Source organism: Polaromonas sp. LjRoot131 (genome assembly GCF_964252805.1).
Lineage (GTDB): Bacteria > Pseudomonadota > Gammaproteobacteria > Burkholderiales > Burkholderiaceae_C > Polaromonas.
On sequence record NZ_CAXUPF020000001.1, the window covers coordinates 1,063,114 to 1,081,466 of the forward strand.

The 18,353-nt window shown below is 63.8% G+C and carries 18 protein-coding genes; 14 read left to right on the top strand and 4 right to left on the bottom strand.

Annotation, left to right across the window (positions count from 1 at the left end; all coding sequences use genetic code 11):
- Positions 1-4: 4 nt before the first annotated feature.
- Positions 5-781, bottom strand: coding sequence for a glutathione peroxidase (locus ACSQ27_RS04820; protein ID WP_436154327.1), 777 nt, complete (start codon positions 779-781; stop codon positions 5-7).
- A 190-nt stretch (positions 782-971) separates the two neighbouring features.
- Here ACSQ27_RS04820 and ACSQ27_RS04825 point away from each other — a divergent pair, with 190 nt between their 5' ends.
- The 10 genes from ACSQ27_RS04825 (at position 972) to ACSQ27_RS04870 (ending at position 9,234) form a co-directional block, all read left to right on the top strand.
- The gene (locus ACSQ27_RS04825) at positions 972-1,424 is read left to right on the top strand and encodes a DUF2721 domain-containing protein (RefSeq protein WP_436154328.1); all 453 of its coding nucleotides are present in this window, start codon (positions 972-974) and stop codon (positions 1,422-1,424) included.
- Positions 1,425-1,559: 135 nt separating this feature from the next.
- A complete protein-coding gene (locus tag ACSQ27_RS04830; protein ID WP_436154329.1) occupies positions 1,560-2,144 on the top strand; it encodes a hypothetical protein in 585 nt (194 codons plus the stop codon).
- 740 nt (positions 2,145-2,884) lie between these two features.
- Positions 2,885-3,508 carry a TetR/AcrR family transcriptional regulator gene (locus tag ACSQ27_RS04835; RefSeq protein ID WP_436154330.1) on the top strand — a complete coding sequence of 208 codons (624 nt, stop codon included), beginning with the start codon at positions 2,885-2,887 and terminating at the stop codon, positions 3,506-3,508.
- Between the two features lie 27 nt (positions 3,509-3,535).
- Positions 3,536-4,159 carry an isochorismatase family protein gene (locus tag ACSQ27_RS04840; RefSeq protein WP_436154331.1) on the top strand — a complete coding sequence of 208 codons (624 nt, stop codon included), beginning with the start codon at positions 3,536-3,538 and terminating at the stop codon, positions 4,157-4,159.
- Positions 4,160-4,210: 51 nt separating this feature from the next.
- Complete coding sequence (locus ACSQ27_RS04845; protein ID WP_436154332.1) at positions 4,211-4,567, top strand: energy transducer TonB; 357 nt, start codon at positions 4,211-4,213, stop codon at positions 4,565-4,567.
- 71 nt (positions 4,568-4,638) lie between these two features.
- Entirely contained in the window at positions 4,639-5,157 is a 519-nt protein-coding gene (locus ACSQ27_RS04850; RefSeq protein WP_436154333.1) for a DUF2199 domain-containing protein, read from the top strand.
- Positions 5,158-5,267: 110 nt separating this feature from the next.
- Complete coding sequence (gene arr, locus ACSQ27_RS04855) at positions 5,268-5,663, top strand: NAD(+)--rifampin ADP-ribosyltransferase (RefSeq protein WP_436154334.1); 396 nt, start codon at positions 5,268-5,270, stop codon at positions 5,661-5,663.
- 50 nt (positions 5,664-5,713) lie between these two features.
- Entirely contained in the window at positions 5,714-6,136 is a 423-nt protein-coding gene (locus ACSQ27_RS04860; protein WP_436154335.1) for an SgcJ/EcaC family oxidoreductase, read from the top strand.
- Positions 6,137-6,310: 174 nt separating this feature from the next.
- The gene (acuI, locus tag ACSQ27_RS04865; RefSeq protein WP_436154336.1) at positions 6,311-7,288 is read left to right on the top strand and encodes an acrylyl-CoA reductase (NADPH); all 978 of its coding nucleotides are present in this window, start codon (positions 6,311-6,313) and stop codon (positions 7,286-7,288) included.
- A gap of 35 nt (positions 7,289-7,323) precedes the next feature.
- Positions 7,324-9,234 (top strand): propionate--CoA ligase, encoded by a 1,911-nt coding sequence (locus ACSQ27_RS04870; RefSeq protein WP_436154337.1) that lies wholly within the window; start codon positions 7,324-7,326, stop codon positions 9,232-9,234.
- Between the two features lie 29 nt (positions 9,235-9,263).
- Here ACSQ27_RS04870 and ACSQ27_RS04875 read toward each other — a convergent pair whose 3' ends face one another.
- Positions 9,264-9,767 (bottom strand): hypothetical protein, encoded by a 504-nt coding sequence (locus ACSQ27_RS04875; RefSeq protein WP_436154338.1) that lies wholly within the window; start codon positions 9,765-9,767, stop codon positions 9,264-9,266.
- Positions 9,768-10,011: 244 nt separating this feature from the next.
- On the opposite strand from ACSQ27_RS04875, the gene ACSQ27_RS04880 reads away from it, so the two are divergent.
- The 3 genes from ACSQ27_RS04880 (at position 10,012) to ACSQ27_RS04890 (ending at position 13,739) form a co-directional block, all read left to right on the top strand.
- Entirely contained in the window at positions 10,012-10,476 is a 465-nt protein-coding gene (locus ACSQ27_RS04880) for a (2Fe-2S)-binding protein (protein WP_436154339.1), read from the top strand.
- 11 nt (positions 10,477-10,487) lie between these two features.
- Positions 10,488-12,626 carry a molybdopterin cofactor-binding domain-containing protein gene (locus ACSQ27_RS04885; protein WP_436154340.1) on the top strand — a complete coding sequence of 713 codons (2,139 nt, stop codon included), beginning with the start codon at positions 10,488-10,490 and terminating at the stop codon, positions 12,624-12,626.
- Between the two features lie 63 nt (positions 12,627-12,689).
- Complete coding sequence (locus ACSQ27_RS04890) at positions 12,690-13,739, top strand: XdhC family protein (RefSeq protein WP_436154341.1); 1,050 nt, start codon at positions 12,690-12,692, stop codon at positions 13,737-13,739.
- Here the strand turns inward: ACSQ27_RS04890 and ACSQ27_RS04895 are convergent.
- Positions 13,736-15,883, bottom strand: a complete 2,148-nt coding sequence (locus ACSQ27_RS04895; RefSeq protein WP_436154342.1) for an O-linked N-acetylglucosamine transferase family protein — start codon at positions 15,881-15,883, stop codon at positions 13,736-13,738. The genes ACSQ27_RS04890 and ACSQ27_RS04895 overlap by 4 nt on opposite strands.
- A 64-nt stretch (positions 15,884-15,947) precedes the next feature.
- Between ACSQ27_RS04895 and ACSQ27_RS04900 the strand changes: the two genes are divergently transcribed.
- Positions 15,948-16,979 (top strand): glycosyltransferase, encoded by a 1,032-nt coding sequence (locus ACSQ27_RS04900; RefSeq protein ID WP_436154343.1) that lies wholly within the window; start codon positions 15,948-15,950, stop codon positions 16,977-16,979.
- Here ACSQ27_RS04900 and ACSQ27_RS04905 read toward each other — a convergent pair.
- Positions 16,976-18,337, bottom strand: coding sequence for a FecR family protein (locus ACSQ27_RS04905; protein WP_436154344.1), 1,362 nt, complete (start codon positions 18,335-18,337; stop codon positions 16,976-16,978). The genes ACSQ27_RS04900 and ACSQ27_RS04905 overlap by 4 nt on opposite strands.
- Between the last annotated feature and the right edge of the window lie 16 nt (positions 18,338-18,353).

Genomic DNA, 18,353 nt, shown 5'->3' on the forward strand with positions numbered 1-18,353 from the left:
AGCCCTAGCTGAGAAACTGGCGCGGCAATTCAGGCTCTGCCTTTAACTGCAGCTCCTTCAGCCAGGCTTGCAGGTCTTCCGAACCGCCGATTTTTTTGCCGCCCGCAAACACCTGCGGCGCCGTGGCGGCACCGGCCACCGCCTGCAGCGTGTTGGTGCTGATGCCGTGGCCCAGCGTGATTTCCTCGTAAGCAAGGCCGGCTTCATCCAGCATGGCCCGCGCTTTGGCGCAAAACGGGCAGCCCGGTTTGCTGAACAGGGTGATGGGTTCGGGCGCCACGGCATCCGGTGCGAGGTACTTGAGCATGGTGTCGGCGTCCGAAACCTCAAACGGGTCGCCGTCTTTCTCGGGTTCGATGAACATCTTCTCGATCACGCCGTCGCGCACCAGCATGGAGTAGCGCCAGGAGCGCTTGCCGAAGCCGAGATCACTTTTGTCGACCAGCATGCCCATGCCTTTTGAGAAATCACCGTTGCCGTCGGGAACCAGGGTGATGTTGCCGGCCTCCTGCGCTTTCCCCCATTCGTTCATCACAAAGGCATCGTTGACCGAAAAACAGACCACGTCGTCAATGCCGTGGGCTTTGAAGGTCCTGGCCAGCGCGTTGAAGCGCGGCAGGTGGGTGGATGAGCAAGTGGGCGTGTAGGCGCCGGGCAGGGAGAAGGCCACAACGTTCTTGCCGGCAAACAGGTCGGCGCTCGTGACGGCTACCCATTGCTCGTTCTGGCGTGTCTTGAAGGTGACGTCGGGGACGCGCTGTCCCTCATTGTTGGAGAGCATGGAAAGTCCTTTGGTTGGGGCGCGCTACGCAGTGCCGCGCATGGCAGCCGCGCCGATGAGATGAATTTATTGTGCGGACCATCGCGCGCGGAGAGCTGTCGGACAGCGACGACATTGCTGTAGGGCAATCCCACGAACAGGGCGGCATGACAAAATGCAGGCCTTCCCCACCCGCAGCTGGAGCTTTTGCATGAACTTTGCGCCCGACCTTGCCACGGTCACCCACGGCATCCAGCTGGCGGTGGCGCCGGTGTTTTTGCTCACCGCCGTCTCGGGCATGATCGCCGCCGTCGCCGGCCGGCTGGCCCGCATCATCGACCGTGCGCGCTTCCTGGAAAACCGGCTGGAAGCCGGTGGCGTGGAAGAGCCTCGCGCGCACCGCATGTATGCCGAGCTGCGCGAGCTTCGCCACCGCGGCTGGCTGGTCAACATCTGCATCGCCTTGCTGACCTTCTGCGCCATCCTGATCGGCAGCACCATCATCCTGCTGTTCCTCGGGGAGACCAGCGAGCTTCCGACGCTGCGGATTGCGACGGTGTGCTTTCTGTCGGGGGTGGTGTGTTTTCTGCTGGCCCTGGTGTGTTTTCTGGCGGAAACTTTGCTGGCAACACGCTTGCTCAAATTTGCGGAGCCTTCACGCTAGGGCGCCCGCTTGAATGTGAGCAAATGTAGGACGATGTCCCAGCTTGTTTCCCTACAGGGCCTTTTCTCCCGCCAGGCCCAGAATGGGTGAAACCCCGTCAACGGCATCGGACGGCCTCCGTTGAACAGTTCAGGCATGTGCCTCGCATTGCCTGCCCGCCGTATCGGCCTTCTCTATAACTACCGGAGAACCACAATGAAAAACACCACGATGACACGCAGCCTTGCACTGTTGATGGCGGCCACCCTGGCATGCTCCACGAGTTTTGCCGAGAAACCCGAATGGGCGGGCGGCGGCAAAAACAAAGGCAACAAACATGAGCAGGCGGAACAGTCCGACCACGGCGATGCCGGGCAGGGCGGCAAGAAGGCGAAGAAAAACAAACATGCCGCCGAGGTCAAAGTCGGCGGCTATTTTGTGCCGCAGCAGCGCGTCGTGGTCCAGAACTACTACGGCAAGCAGTTCAAGTCCGGCCATTGCCCCCCGGGCCTGGCCAAGAAAAACAACGGCTGCCTGCCCCCGGGCCAGGCGAAAAAATACGCCATCGGCCAGCCGCTGCCCCGCGACGTCGTGTTCTATCCCGTGCCTTCGGCTGTGGTGGTGCAACTGGGCGCTCCACCTGCGGGACATAAGTATGTGCGGGTTGCCACCGACATTCTGCTGATTGCTGTGGGGACGAGTATGGTGGTGGATGCTATTCAGGATTTGGGGTCGATTTAAGCCGGGGTCTTGCTCCCGTGGGGCGCGCTCCCTCTGTTCTCTTTGCTGAGGGCGGCTGGCCGGGAGTGGCCCGGCGGCCAGTAACTTTCTTTTGCTTCGCCAAAAGAAAGTCACCAAAGAAAAGGCGACCCGCAGTCTGGGTCCCTACGCTTCGCTTCGGGCAACCTGCGGTGCTCGAGCCAAGCGGGGTCCGGCTAAACTCGCCTTCGGCTCAGACAACGCCGGCCCTGATCCGCTTGTCTCTGCGCTCCTCGGCCCAGCCAGGACGGGGCAATCGGGAACGAGGATAAAGACAAACAAGGACTCGCCGTGGCGAGTCCTTGTTGTTTTCTGTATTCGGGTTTCTATCTTCGGCTGCTTGGTATTCCCTCCCCACCCCTTGTGGATGCGCCGAGGAGCGCAGGGCCAGACGGATCAGGGATCGCGTTGTTTGAGCGAAGCGAGTTTAGCGAGACCCCGTCTGGACCGAGCACCGCAGGTTGCCCGTAGCGCAGCGGAGGGACGCAGCAACCAGGGTCGCCTTTTCTTTTGCTTACTTTTCTTTTGGCGAAGCAAAAGAAAAGTGAGTAGCCGCCGGGCTACCCCCGGCCAGCAGAACGCAGAAGAGAGCACCCCACCAAAAACACCTCAACCATCATAAAAGTTCTAAATATCTTTCAAATATCTAACAACGTTCAAAATAAAAAACATCCGTTAATTTTCACCAAACCCACGGCAAGGCTTGCCCTTACATTTGACAAATGCAAGCTCGACTAGACCGCCAGCAAGCCCAGAGCGATTCACGCCGCAAGGGCGTGCTGGACGCCGCCCGCGCGGTATTCGAGCGCCTGGGCATGGAGGGGGCCAGCATCCGTGAAATCGCGAAGGAGGCCGGCTACACCGCCGGTGCCATTTACTCCTACTTTGAAAACAAGGAGGCGATCTATGGCGCCTTGCTGGCCGAGTCGCTGGAGCGCCTGAACGCCGCGGTGGATGTGGCCGGCGCAGGCTGCACTGAGCCGGCCGACCTGCTGGAGGCCAAGGCCGGGGCCTGGTTCGGTTTTTTTGCGGCCAACCCGCGCGACCTGGACCTGGGCTTTTACCTGATGCAGGGTATGCGCCCGCGCGGGCTCACGGCCGAACTGAACTTCCAGCTCAATGACCGCTTGCACGATGCGCTGAGGCCTTGTGAAGGCGCGTTGCAGGCCATGGGTTTGAACGCCGAAGACGCCTTGCGTGAAAATACGGCTTTGTTCTCCCATGGCGTGGGCCTGCTGCTGCTTCAGCATACTGGCCGCATACGCATGTTCGGCCAGGACGCGACGCTGTTGTTTGACGCCTACCTGATCACGCTGGTGGAGCGCCTGCGCTGCGCCCCGGCCTGATCCGTTTTTATTTTTCCAGGAATTCCCATGCTGCTCGATGCCGACGACTCCCAACTGGTGCTGGTGGACTACCAGTCCCGCCTCATGCCCGCCATTTTTGAAAACAGCCTGGTGCTGGCCAATGCGCTCAAGCTGGCACGCATGGCCAAGCTGCTGGAGGTGCCGGTGTGGGGCACGGCCGAAAATCCCGGTTCGTTGGGTCCCCTCGCGCCCGAACTGCAAGCCGCCATCGCCGCCGCCGGCGGCCGCACGCTGGACAAGATGTCTTTCAGCGCCGTCGCCGACGGCCTCGTCGACCTGCTGCGCCCGCCCGTGCGCAAGGTGCAGGCCGGTGGCAACGCGCGCAGCCTGCCCAAGCATTTGCAAAAATCGGCGCCCGAACCGGAAGAGGGCAGGGGCACCATCGTCATCGCCGGCTGCGAAGCCCATGTCTGCCTGATGCAGACCGCGCTCGATCTGCTGGAGGAAGAGTTCGAGGTCTGGGTCGTGACCGACGCCTGCAGCTCACGCACCGAACGCAACCGCGACGCCGCCTTTGACCGCCTGGCCGGCAACGGCGCCGAACTGGTGACCACCGAGATGGTGGCGTTTGAGTGGCTGCGCACGGCCGAGCATGATGCGTTCAAGGATGTGCTGGGGCTGATCAAATAGCCTGGCTTGGTTTCGGGTCTTGTTCAATCGCAACCGCATACCTTGCACCGAATGAAAAAACAATTTCGCGTTTTCTTTCTTTTCCTCCTGGCGGTTGTGCTAACAGCCTGCGTCACCGGTCCCGATGAAGTTGTGCGGCCGGCCAGCCAGGCCGAGTCACCAAGGCTTGCGTATCCGGCGCGTGCGAGGCGCCTTATGGAGGAAGGCGTTGTCAGGGTGCGAGTGGAAGTTTTGGCGAGCGGCAATGCCGGCGAGGTGCGACTCCGTCAAAGCTCGGGTTCTGCCACGCTGGACACGGCAGCAGTCGAGGGTGTGAAAAAGTTCAAGTTCAACCCGGCCAGAACAAGGTCGGGCCGTGCCGTGAGTTCCTGGGTGGAACTTCCGATTAAATACGTCCTCGCTGATTGAGCGCACTAGTTGCTAGTTGCGCGGAAAGCATCCGGGTGATCCGGTCATCTTTACGTTAGGCCTCCAATTCCATGGCAGCAATCTTTGCGTTCAAATGCTCATGCTGTGGTGAGCTACATGAGGGTTCACCGAGTTTCGCATTTCAGGCGCCAGACCCATACACTTGGCTAACAGATGAACAAAAACAAGACATCGGGCAGCTGTCCGACGATCTCTGCGTTATCCGTCGTGTCGAAAGAACCGACCATTTCGTCAGGGCTGTTTTGGAAATTCCAATTCATGGCGTAAATGAACCCTTTGTTTGGGGCATTTGGGTTTCTGCAAGTCAACAGAGCTTTGAGCGCTATGTTCAAACCTTTGACTCTCCAGCGGAAGGTGACGGCTTCTTTGGGTGGCTCTGCAATCAAATTGACCTGTATCCAACCGGCCACTCCAGGCCTGCAGATGTATATATACAGCTTGGAGGTCTTCGGCCCAAAGTTGTTTTGCATTCCACAGCCAATGACGCTGATCAACTGGTAATTGATCAGCTTTCGGGTATTACAGTTGAGCGTGCCCAGTACTTGGCAGAGAAGGCAATGCACCAATGAGAAGATGGCCTACCTGATCGTTCAATCTGGACGTCTTGCGCTTGGCGGCGTGTCGATCGTTAACTTAGGTGTTAGCCCCCCCGGTACTGACCCGTTTGCACTTAAAACCCATGGCAGCTTTAGACACAGGCCCTTTTTTTCACGGCACGAAAGTCGAATTGCAGGTAGGCGACTTGCTAAGGCCAGGCTTTCAATCGAACTACGACGAAAGCGTCGTGATGAATCACATTTATTTCACCGCCATTCCCAAGGGCGCTGGGCTTGCCGCGGAAATAGCCAAAGGCAGCGGCAGGCCGCGGGTCTATGTCGTTGAGCCGACGGGAGAATTCGAGAACGATCCCAACGTGACAGACAAGAAGTTCCCGGGCAACCCGACGCGGTCCTATCGAAGCAAGCTGCCTTTAAAAGTTGTTGGCGAACTCGAATCCTGGGAACCATATGACCCAGAGTTCATTCAACAACTAAGAGCCCGTGTAGAGAATGGCATGGGCAAAATCATCAATTGATGTGATGTGAGACGCCGCTGTGAAAGGCGTCCCAGTCATGGCGATAGGGCATGACCAAGATGAAAAAACCTGAAGATGCACCCGGCGCATTTCAAGCCGCCTGGAACACTCACAACATGGTGGCTCTCGGTGAGCTGTTCGACCCGGACGCAACGTTCGTGAATCGCTTTGGGCACTATGTCCGTGGTGTTGAAGAGATCGTGGCACTCCACGCTCCGATTCACGAAACCATCTATCGCGACTCCACGCTCCAGAACGAGCTGATCGACATCACACCTATCGCTGATGGGGCAGCGGTCATCCATTTCTGGAGTCGCTTGGCTGCCGGCACCAGCCACCCGGCGGGGCCACACGTGGTGGATACGCTGATCCTCGCCGTGCTGACGAGGCTGCACGATATCTGGCGCATTCGGGCGCTTGAGAACGTGACCCTTGTCAACCCGCGAACCGGTGAAGCGATCTTGCGCGGCTAGCGCAGACTTGAACCTGCGGAGCATCCTCTTCAGTCGAATCTTGTCGTGAACTCCGCATCCCTGGAAGCGCCGTCAGTCTCCTGAAAGCCCGTTATCCATAATTAAGAATTCAGTTTTCCGGTTTTCCTGTATTTCTGGCCCTGAAATAACAACAAACCCTCTGGAGACAATGCCGTGTTCAAGTCCCTCCTGCTCAGCAAATCCGACGCCGGCTTTTCGGCGGCGGTGACCGATACCGATGAGGCCCAGCTTCCCGCCGGCGACGTGCTGGTGCAGGTCGACTACTCCACCCTCAATTACAAGGACGGCCTGGCCATCACCAACAAGGGGCCGGTGGTGCGCAGCTGGCCCATGGTGGCGGGCATTGACGGCGCGGGCACCGTGCTGGAGTCGACGCATGTGGGCTGGAAGGCCGGCGACCGGTTTGTGCATAACGGCTGGGGTGTGGGCGAAACGCGCTGGGGCCTGATGGCCGAACGCGCGCGCCTGCAGGGCGACTGGCTGGTCAAGCTGCCGGCGGCCTTTAGCGCGCGCCAGGCCATGGCCATAGGCACGGCCGGCTACACCGCCATGCTCAGCGTGCTGGCGCTCGAGCAGCACGGCGTGAAGCCCGGGGACGGCGAGGTGCTGGTGACGGGCGCCACCGGCGGCGTGGGCAGCGTGGCCGTGGCTCTGCTCGGCAAGCTGGGCTTCACCGTGGTGGCCGCTACGGGCAAGGCCAGTGAGGAAGCTTATTTGAAACAGCTGGGTGCCAGCAGCGTGATGGACCGGGCCGAACTCTCGGCGCCCGGCAAGCCCCTGCAAAAAGAGCGCTGGGCCGCGGTGGTGGATGCCGTGGGTTCGCACACGCTGGCCAATGCCTGCGCGCAGACCCGCTACGGCGGCGTGGTGACGGCCTGCGGCCTGGCCCAGGGCGCGGATTTTCCCGCGACGGTCATGCCCTTTATCCTGCGCGGTGTCACGCTGGCCGGCATCGACAGCGTGATGGCGCCGCTGGCCAGACGCCGGCAGGCCTGGGAGCGCCTGGCCAGAGACCTGGACGCCGCGAAGCTGGAGTCCATGGTCGAGGAAGTGCCGCTGGCCCGCGCCGCGGAAAAAGCGGCGGACTTGATCTCGGGCAAGGTGCGCGGCCGCATCGTCGTCAAAATCTGAACAAGCCAAACAAAACAACAAAACGGAGACAAGCAATGACGCGCTACGCAGACTTCTACCGCCAGTCCATAGAGCAGCCCGAGGCCTTCTGGGCCGAGCAGGCCAAGCTGATCGACTGGCACAAACCCTTCACCCGCGTCTGCAACAACGACAACCCGCCCTTTGCCCGCTGGTACGAAGGCGGGCAAACCAATCTGTGCCACAACGCGGTGGACAGGCACCTCAAGGACAGGCCCGACCAGGCGGCTCTGATTTACGTCTCCAGCGAAACCGGTGTTGAAAAAACCTACAGCTTTCGCGAACTGCACGTCGAAGTGCAGCGCATGGCCGCCAGCCTGCTGGCCATGGGTGTGGTCAAAGGCGACCGCGTGCTGATCTACATGCCCATGATCGCCGAGGCAGCCTTTGCCATGCTGGCCTGCGCGCGCATAGGCGCCATCCACTGTGTGGTCTTCGGCGGCTTTGCCAGCGGCTCGCTGGCTTCGCGCATCGACGACGCCACGCCCCGGGTGATCATCAGCGCCGACGCCGGCTCGCGCGGCGGCAAGGTGGTGGCCTACAAGCCTTTGCTCGACGAAGCCATTCGCCTGGCCAAACACCAGCCTGAAGCCGTGCTGCTGGTCGACCGCGGCCTGGCGCCCATGAATTTCGTGGCCGGCCGCGACCTGCACTGGGAGACATTGCGCGCCAAGTACATGCATGCGCAGGTGCATTGCGAATGGCTGGACTCCACCGCCATCAGCTACACCATCTACACCAGCGGCACCACCGGCAAGCCCAAGGGCGTGCAGCGCGACACCGGCGGTTATGCCGTGGCGCTGGCCGCCAGCATGAAGCACATCTTCGACGGCCGCGCCGGTGAAACCTATTTTTCGACCAGCGACATCGGCTGGGTCGTGGGCCACAGCTACATCGTCTACGGCCCGCTGATCGCCGGCATGGCGACCATCATGTACGAAGGCCTGCCCACGCAAGGCATGGACAAACAGCCCAACGGCGCGATCTGGTGGAGCCTGGTCGAGAAATACAAGGTCACCGGCATGTTCAGCGCGCCCACCGCCGTGCGCGTGCTCAAAAAGCAGGACCCGGCCCTGCTCAAAAAGCACGACCTCTCCAGCCTGCGCGCCTTTTACCTGGCCGGCGAGCCACTCGATGAACCCACGGCGCGCTGGATCAGCGAAGGCCTGAACGTGCCCATCATCGACAACTACTGGCAGACCGAATCGGGCTGGCCCATCATCACCATCGCCAACGGCGTTGAAAAGAAGGCCAGCCGCTTCGGCAGCCCCGGCGTGCCGATGTACGGCTACAAGGTCAAGATCCTGCACGAATCCACCGGCGAAGAGCTGACGCAGCCCAACGAGAAAGGCGTGGTGGTGATCGAGGGCCCGACACCGCCCGGCTTCATGCAGACCATCTGGAAGGACGACGCCCGCTTCGTCAACACCTACTGGAAGAGCGTGCCCGGCAAGATGGTGTATTCCACCTTCGACTGGGGCATACGCGACGAAGACGGCTACTTTTTCATCCTGGGCCGCACCGACGACGTGATCAACGTGGCAGGCCACCGCCTGGGCACACGCGAGATTGAGGAAAGCATCTCAGGCCACGCGCAAGTGGCCGAAGTCGCCGTGGTCGGCGTGGCTGACCAGCTCAAGGGCCAGGTGGCCATGGCCTTTGCTGTGCCCAGGGACGCCGCCGTGCTGGCCGACAGCGCGGCCGCCCTCAAGCTTGAAGGCGAGATCATGAAACGCGTGGACGGCGACCTGGGCGCCGTCGCCCGGCCGTCGCGCGTGCTTTTTGTATCGGCCCTGCCCAAGACCCGCAGCGGCAAGATGCTGCGCCGTGCGATCCAGGCGGTGTGCGAGGGCAGGGATGCGGGGGATCTGACGACCATGGACGACCCGGCGGCGCTGCAGCAGATTCGGGATCGGGTGGCTGGCTAGAGCGCTGCCGCGTCGCCTTTTCATCGGCCTTAGTCCGGCAGGGCAAGCGTAGCGCCGGCCATCATGCCTTTCGCTTCGGGTTCCTGGGTCTCGGTCCAGACTCGGTTTCCGCTGGGCGCGACGGGGCGGTTAATGGTTTCCTGAACAATGGCACCGAGCAAACCAAACATGAGGGAGAAATCTCCTGTCGGTCGTGAGAAGGGCGCGAGCAAGTAAAAGAACCGCCGCTCGTCCGCTTGCGCCGTGATCTCCGTGACACGCTCTTGCCCGACAGATGTGGCGGCTGTGAGCCGCCTGGTACCTGGTGCGACACTGATGGCGGTGTAGCTGTTTTGCGGCAGAGTGGCCACCTTGGCGCCGTCCACCAACACCGTGACGGTCTCCGTATCTCCGGAAATTCTCACCAGATACAGCAGTGCTTGCCCCGGCATGGGGTCCTGCAGTTGAACTTCGGTAGGGGGATTGGCCCAAGCGCAGGCGCTTGCAATCAAAAGTATTCCTGCCAGCGTGCGTCGGATCATCTTGGTTTTCAAGTTCGGGTGAATCAAGCCTCAATGGCCATGAGCGTTGACCGATTCTAGAGGGCACAGCGGGCGCGCCCCTCATGTCTCAACTTGAGAAATCTTCTCGACACTTTGTTTCAGCCAAGGGTTTCTACCGGGATACCCCCTAGTGCCCAGCCTTAGCATGAGTCGCGCAAGGCCTTCGGGTAGTAGCTGACTTGGGGCCTGCCCGATCCTGTGATGACAGACAGTGATTCAACAAAAGGGGACCCCGATGACCACAAAACTCAACGTGAACGGCCGCGCCGTTTCCGTCAATGCCGAGCCCGATACACCCCTGCTGTGGGTGATACGCGATGAGCTGGGCATGACCGGCACCAAGTTCGGCTGCGGCGCCGCCCTCTGTGGCGCGTGCACCGTGCACCTGAACGGCAAGCCGGTGCGCTCCTGCCAGACGCCGCTGTCGGCGGCGGCGGGGCAGAAGGTGGCGACGATTGAAAGCCTCTCGCGCAACAACACGCACCCGCTGCAGGTGGCGTGGATCAAGCATGACGTGCCGCAGTGCGGCTACTGCCAGTCGGGCCAGCTGATGAGTGCGGCGGCCTTGCTCCAGGGGAACAAAAATCCCAGCGACGCGGACATCGACGCGGCGATGAGCGGCAACATCTGCCGCTGCGGCACCTACCCGCGCATCAAGGCGGCGATCAAGGATGCCGCTTCCACCCTGCGTAAAGCCTGAGGAGAACCATCATGACCATCACCTCACTGATTTCTCCGAACCGCCGCACCTTCCTCAAGACCTCGTCCGTCGTCACCGGTGGCCTCATGCTGGGCGTCACGCTGGGCGTTCCGTCTGCGCAGGCCGCCGGCACGCTTTACACGCCGAATGCCTGGGTGCACATTGCCGACGACAACACCATCACCCTGCTCTCCGCCCGCTCCGAGATGGGGCAGGGCGTCTACACCTCCATGCCCATGCTGATTGCCGAAGAGCTCAACGTCGACATCCGCAAGGTCAAGGTCGCGATCGCGCCGCCGGGCAAGGTCTATACCAACGCCTTGCTGGGCGCACAAATCACGGGCGGCTCGACCTCGGTGCGCGACGGCTGGGAGAAGCTGCGCATTGCGGGTGCGCAGGTTCGCATGATGCTGGTGTCGGCGGCAGCTGCGAAATGGAATGTCGACGCATCGACGCTCAAGGCCGAGAATGGCATGGTCATAGGCCCCAAGGGCAGGAAGGCGACTTACGGCTCGCTGGCCGAGGCGGCATCGAAGCTGCCGGTGCCCGAGAAAGTGGCGCTCAAAGACCCGAAGGATTTCACCGTGATCGGCAAGCCCACCAAGCGGCTGGACACGCCGATGAAGGTTAATGGCACGGCGGAGTTCGGCATCGACGTGAAGCTGCCGGGCATGGTCTACGCCAGCCTGCAGCAATGCCCGGTGATTGGCGGCAAGGTCACCAGCTTTGACGCTACCAAGGCCAAAGCCATGCCGGGCGTGATCGACGTGGTGCAGATTCCCGACGGCGTGGCGGTGGTGGCCGACAGCTACTGGCATGCCTACAAGGCCCGCCAGGCGCTCACGGTGCAGTGGGACGAAGGCCCGGTCGCGGCCATCAGCAATGCCAGCATGCTGGACGGCATACGCAAGGCGGCCGACAGCGGCAAGGTGATTCCCATCATCGCGCCCAAGGGCGACACTGCCGGCGCCATGAAGGGCGCGGCCAAGACGCTGAAGGCCGAGTACGTCTCGCCGCTGCTGGCGCATGCCACGCTGGAGCCGATGAACTTCACGGCCGACTACAAGAACGGCAAGATCCTGCTGATAGGCCCGACGCAGTTCCAGCAGGGTGCTGAAGGCAGCGTGGCGGCGGCGCTGGGCATCAAGCCGGAAGACATCACGTTGAAAACGACCTTCCTGGGCGGCGGCTTCGGCCGGCGGCTGGAGCTGGACTTCATCGTGCAGGCGGCGCAGATCTCCAAGGCCGTGGGCAAACCCGTCAAGCTGCTCTGGAGCCGCGAGGACGACACCACGCACGACTTCTACCGGCCCATGGCGGTCAACCAGCTCTCCGCCGGCCTTGGGGCCGACGGCAAGCCGGTGGCGCTGAACTTCAAGGTGACCTCGCAGTCCATCACGCAGCGCGCTTTCGGCCTGCCCAAGGACACGCTGGACCCCTTCATGGCCGAAGCCGGCGTCATGCCTTACGACATCCCGAACACGCAGTACGACCTGGTGATCCACGACAGCGGGCTGCGTGTGGGCTACTGGCGCTCGGTGAGCCATGCGCTCAATGCCTTCGCCAATGAAAGTTTTGTCGATGAGATGGCGCTGGCCGCGGGCAAGGACCCCTATGCCTACCGCATGTCGCTGCTGGACAAGCAGCCGCGCTTTGCCAACGTGCTGAAGATGGCAGCCGAGAAATCCGGCTGGGGCACGCCGGCGCCGGCCGGCCGCAGCCGCGGCATCGCGCTGATGGAAGGCTATGACACCTATATGGCGCAGGTGGCCGAGGTGTCGGTGAAGGACAACCAGGTCACGGTGCACAAGATGACGGTGGTGGCCGACCTGGGCCGCATGGTCAACCCCGACACGGTGCAGGCGCAGATCCAGTCCAGCCTCGTCTTCGGCCTCTCGGCGGCACTGAACAACCAGATCACGCTGGACAAGGGCCGGGTGCAGCAGACCAATTTCGGCGACTACCCGGTGCTGCGCATGCATGAGTCGCCGGTGATGGACATCACCCTGGTGCCCAGCACCGAAAAGCCCGGCGGCATCGGCGAGCCGGCGACGGCGCTGGTGGCGCCTGCCGTGGCCAACGCGGTGTTTGCGGCCACCGGCAAGCGGGTGCGCACGCTGCCGCTGAACGACAACCTGGCCAAAGCCTGATGACGTATGGGGTTGGCGCCGGAACTGAGGCAGAGATGAGCCTGGACTGCTAGCATCCGGCGCATGGACAACATTGACCTCGAAGTTCTGAAAACCTGTTCGCAGTGGCTGGCCGCCGGCCTGCGCTGCGAGCTGGTCACCGTGCTCAAGACCTGGGGCTCCAGCCCGCGGCCTGAAGGCTCCATGCTGGCGATCTGCGAAGACGGCCGGGTGGTGGGTTCGGTCTCAGGCGGCTGCATTGAAGACGACATGATTGACCGGGCCCGCCGCGAAGGCCTGGACCGCGCGCGGCCGGCCATCGTCACCTACGGCGTGTCAGCCGACGAGGCGCGCCGTTTCGGCCTGCCCTGCGGCGGCACCATCGAACTGGCCATAGAACCTTTGTCGACGGACAGCCGCATCGAGGAACTGCTGCAGCGCCTGCAGGCCGGCGAGCTGGTGGCGCGCCGGCTGGACATGCACACAGGCGCCGTGACGCTCAGCACGGCCCAGCCCAGCCAGTCCATGCAGGTGTCTGAAGCCGCACTGGTGACCTTGCACGGCCCACGCTGGCGCCTGCTGATCATTGGCGCGGGACAGCTGTCGCGTTTTGTGGCGCAGATTGCGCAGGGCATGGATTACGCCGTGACGGTGTGCGACCCGCGCGAAGAGTACCGTGACAGCTGGCAGGTCGAGGGCGTGGAACTGGCCACCGGCATGCCGGACGACGTGGTGCAGGCCATGAAGCTGGACGCACGTTGCGCCGTGATCGCCCTCACGCACGACCCCAAGCTGGACGACCTGGCGCTGATGGAAGCGCTGCGCTCACCGGCGTTTTACGTGGGCGCGATCGGCTCGCGGCTCAACAACCAGCGCCGCCGCGAGCGGCTGGCCGAGCACTTCGACATGAGCGAAAAAGAACTGGCCAGGCTGCACGGCCCCATAGGCCTTTACATCGGCAGCAAGACACCGCCCGAGATCGCGATTTCCATCCTGGCCGAACTCACGGCGGTGAAGAACCAGGTGGCCTTGCCGCGCGCCGTGGGCATCGCCGAAGCCAAGGCGCAGGCCGGGCTGGCGCCCACGGGCGAGGTGTGTGAATTGCCCGTGCCGGCTGGCAAGCCCGCGGCTTAGGCCGGGGCCACGTCGAAGGCTGCCGGCGGCAGCCCTGCGCGCGAGCGCTCGGCCATGACGGCCCAGGCCGCTTCCCATTCCTTCACGCGTGCCGCCAGGTCGAACAGCGGCGCCGTGGCCTTGCCCGCCTGCAGGCTTTGCCGCAACTGCTGCAAGGCTTGCGGGTTGCGTCCCAGGCGCAAGGCTTCCGCGACATAAGCCGGCCGGCTTTCCATTACGCATTGGGGCAAACCGGCCGCGCGGATGATGCTGCCGCCCAGGCGCGAGGCCATGCTGTCGCCGGCGCAGCTGAGGGCCGGAACGCCCATGCGCAGCGCATCCTCCAGGCCCAGGTTGGCGTTGAAGCGCAAGGTGTCCAGGAACAGGTCGGCGTGCTTGAGACAGGCCAGGGACTGGGACCGCGTGAGCCTGTGGGTAAAGACCAGGCGGCTTTCGTGCACGCCGGCGGCATTGGCTTCGCGCACCAGGTTGGCGGCTATGGGCAGGCTGTAAGCGGGCAGCCATAACACCGCGTCGGGCAGCGAACGCAGGATTTTCATCCAGGCGGCGAAGCTGGCCGGGTCGAGCATCACCGAGGGCACGGTGGCGCAGAGAACCAGGGCATCCTCCGGCAAGCCGGCTTGCTCGCGGGTTTCCCAACCGCTTTCGGGCGCGTCGTCATGGCTTGCCAGCCAGCAGGTATGCGGCAGGCGCACGATGGCGCCGTAGGGCGCGAGGTCCAGCCCGTCGGGGTGCACAAAGCGGTCGGACATGTTGTAGTCGCAGGGCCGCGGCGGGTTGTGGCGGTGCCAGGTAAGCTGGCGCAGCTGCACAGGCGCGACGCGCAGCTCGGGTATTTCAGGCCGGCACCAGGCGGTGTCGAAAGTCATGTCGACAAACACGTCGAGCTGGTCAAGCCGCATGCGCCCGGCGGCTTCCGCGTCCGACATGTGGGCGATTTCGGTGACGCTGGCGGCATGCGGCTTGAGCATTTCGCCGTGCTCGAGCTCGGGATGCCGCGTGGGGGAATAGATGTGGATCGCAAAGCGGCCGCCGTCGTGCAGCGCGAGCTGGCGTTTCAGCGCATGGGCGTGGCGCTCGTCGCGCAGGCTTTGCACCGCCATGCCGATGCGGATGCGCTCGTCACGCCGGCCCACCGGCGTTGCGCGCCGCGCGAAGGGGGGCAGCGCCGTCTTCACGCTTTCGCTGATCTTGGCCACCGAGACACGGCGCAACTGCGCAAGTTCGTTCTCGTCCATGTCCAGCATGAGGCCGTAGAACTGCGCGTCGCGCCAGTCGCGGTGCCGGCCGGTGCGCAGGGCTTCTTCCAGCATCTGCCGCAGCGTGGCCGTGAGGCGCTCGTTGTCGCGCCAGTCGCAGACCGTCATGGCTTCGAAGGCCTGGCCGCAATAGAGCTGCCGCGCATTGGGAAGCTCGCCTTGCGGCAGGCGCAGCTTGTGGTCGAGGTAGGCCGGCGCGATGGCGCGTCCCAGGAATTCGCGGAAGTAGTCCAGCGTGGCGGCGTCGAAGCGCAGGCTGGCTTCGCGGGATTTGTCGAAGTCGCCGTTGAAGGCCAGCACGGCCGCGCCGCGTATGCGGATGTCGAGGTCATCCGGCAAGCGCAGGGCCGCCGCTTCGAGCACGGCCAGTGCTTCGGCATAGCGCCGGGCACCGCAGAGGTAGTCGCTGAGGTTGACGTGGTAGGGCGCGTGGCCCGGGTCCCGCGCCAGGCATTTGCGGGCGCAGTCCAGCGCGGCCTCCCACTGGCCCTGCGCGGCAGCCATCAGCCCGACGTTGTTGAGGGCGCGGGCGTGGTTCGGGTCCAGCGTCAGCGCGCGCTGGTAGGCCATGCCGGCGCGGGCCAGGTCGCCGCAGCTTTCGGCCGCGATGGCCAGGTTGGCTGCGCCGTCGGCGCTCTGCAGCAGCAGGGCCTCGACCGAGAGCAGCGCCTTGTACGCGGCCACGGGCCTGGAGAGCGCGGACAGCAGGGTGGCGCAGGCCGAGGCGGCGTTGACGTCGCCGGGTTCAAGTGCCAGCGCTTTTTCAAAAGCGATCAGCGCCTGCTCGAACCGGCCCTGCGCGTGCAGTTGCGCGCCGCGCAGCATCCAGCCGGGGCTGTCCTGCGGTGGAGTGGTTTCGGCCGCGCTCGGGGGCGTGTTGTGCATAGCCCGGATTATGTGGCAGCGGCCCGTGCCAATGGGCCGTATCCAAAGGGATAATCGGCGCAGCATGAACGCTCCCGCCACGGCTTCCTCTTCCCCGGCATCCGCGCAGCCTTCCACGCTGCACCTGCTCGGGCGTTTCAGCGAAGCCTATACGGGCGCGGAACGCGAGCTGCTGGACATACGCCGCCTGCTGGAGGGGCGGCGGCCGGTGAAGCTCTGGTCCGACGTGCCGCCGCATTCCAGCTATGCGGGGCAGGGGATCGCGACCATCCAGCCCTTTGCCCAGCAGTTCCCCCGGGGCGGTACCCTGCTGATCGCCGGTGTGCATATGCGGCCCGGCATCTGGCTCAAGTACGCCCGCTTCGAACAGATCATCCTTTTCTACAACCTGGCCAACCATGGGCAGCTGTTTGCCGCGCTGGAAGCTCTGCGCGACAGCACGGGCCTGGACCCGGAACTGGTGTTCGTGTCCAGGATGCTGCAGCTCAGCGTGGGCCTGCCCGGCCGCATCGCGCGCAGCCTGATGGACCTGCAGCCCTTTCTCGCGGTGGCGGATGAACGCTTCGTGCAAGCCGCGAGGCAACCCTTCACCGTGGGTCGCGTCAGCCGCGATGCACCGGACAAGCACCACCCGGAAGACCCGGCGCTGTACCGCATGCTGGCCAGCCGGGGCCTGCGGGTGCGCATCATGGGCGGTACCTGCCTGGCGCCGGCGCTGCAAGGCGTCGAAGGGATAGAGCTGCTGCCCGCCGGCGCCGAAAGCGCGGCGGATTTTTACCGCTCGCTCGATGCTGTTTTCTACCGCACGGGCGCTTCGACGGAAGCCTACGGCCGGGTGGTGGTGGAAGCCATGGCGGCCGGCCTGCCGGTGGTGGCCCATGCACGCGGCGGTTATGCCGAAGTCATGGAACACGAGGTGTCGGGCCTGCTGGTCCAGTCGCAGGAAGAGGCCTACGACGCCGTGATGCGGCTGGCGGGCGACGCCGGGCTTTGCCGGCAGATGGGCGAGGCGGGCAGGGCGCGGGCGCTGGCCGTGCACGGCCCCGAGGCCACGCGGCGCGAGATGGCTTTTTACCTGAAGTCGGGCGCGGCTTAGGGGGCCTGGAAGATGGCGGTCCCGGAATACGAACCCGCCGGCGACAGTCCGCCGGTGTAAATCAGGCCGGCGCGGTTGGCGTTGGGGCCGGTGAACATGCCCTTGACGGCGCCGCTGCCGCTGGAAAAGGTGGAGCTCGAGAAATAGACGAAGTTTTCCACCACGTTGCCGAACGAGGTGGCGATGTTCACGCTGAGCATGGGCCCGCCGATCTGGGCCGGGTCGAAATTAACCGAGAAGGTCGCGCTGTTCAGCGTCCCGCTGGAACCGGTATAGGACGTGGGCGCCGAACCGCCGATCAGGGTGTAGCTGGCGACGCCCACGGTGGTGGGCAGGACCGGCGTGGCCTGGCCCACGATGTAGTGCAACTGGGCCAGGTTGGTGGCGCCGTTCTTGGAGCCGCTGGCCCAGTTGCCCCAGCCGATGAAATCGTTGGTGGCCATGGAGCCGAAGGAGCCGGCCGCGGTGTTGACGGTGGGCGTGAAGACGTTACCGGACGACTCGAATTCGGTGACCTTGCCGGCATCCATCACGACGGAGGCGGAGGCCACCGGGCCGGTGAAGCTGCCGTTGGGGTCGGAGGTGACCGGCGGCAGGTGGTAATGGGCGACGGCCGTCAGGTTGGTGAAGGTGCCGGAGTTCGGGCTGGTCGTGGGCGGCTTGGGTGGTACAGGCGCCTCGGCCTTGATCAGGTCGGGTTTGCCCTTGTCATCGACCTTGTCGCCCACGGTGACAGGGTCGCGCTCCGGCTCGGGCGTGGGAACGTTGGCCCGCACATTGGTGCGCACGGGCGCATCGGTGTTGTTGATGACGCGCACCGATTCGCCGGCCGTCAGGCCTACGCAGCCGCCGGCATTGCAGACCTCGATGGCGTCCAGCTCGGTCGTCACGCCCAGGGAACCATCGGGGTTGTAGCCGACGTTGAAGCCCGAGCCTCGAATGCCGATGGTGGCCGTGGTGGTGGTGACCTTGTAGTTTTCGCGGTTGCGCTTGCCGATCAGGCCGGTGATGGCCCGCATGCTGCCGCGCAGCAGGTCGACCAGGAACCGGTCTTCCTTGGGATCGGCCTTGTCGACATAGTTGGCGACCTTGAACTCGGTATTGGGCTGCAGGGACACCAGCCCGCCGTCGGTGAAGCGCACCTGCGCGCGGCCGCTGGCGCCGGTCACGATGGCCTGGCCGCTTTCGATGTCCTTGCCCTTGACCAGTGCCGTGGTGCCGCCGTCGGCGCGGCGGACGTTGACGTCGCCGGCGATGAACTGGGCTACCCCCGCGGAGGGCGCGGCGGAGGCCTGCAGCGGGTAAATGGCGGCCAGCGCCATGACCAGGACGGTGTGTTGGAGCTTGATGTGAGTCATGGTGGTTTCTCCGGGT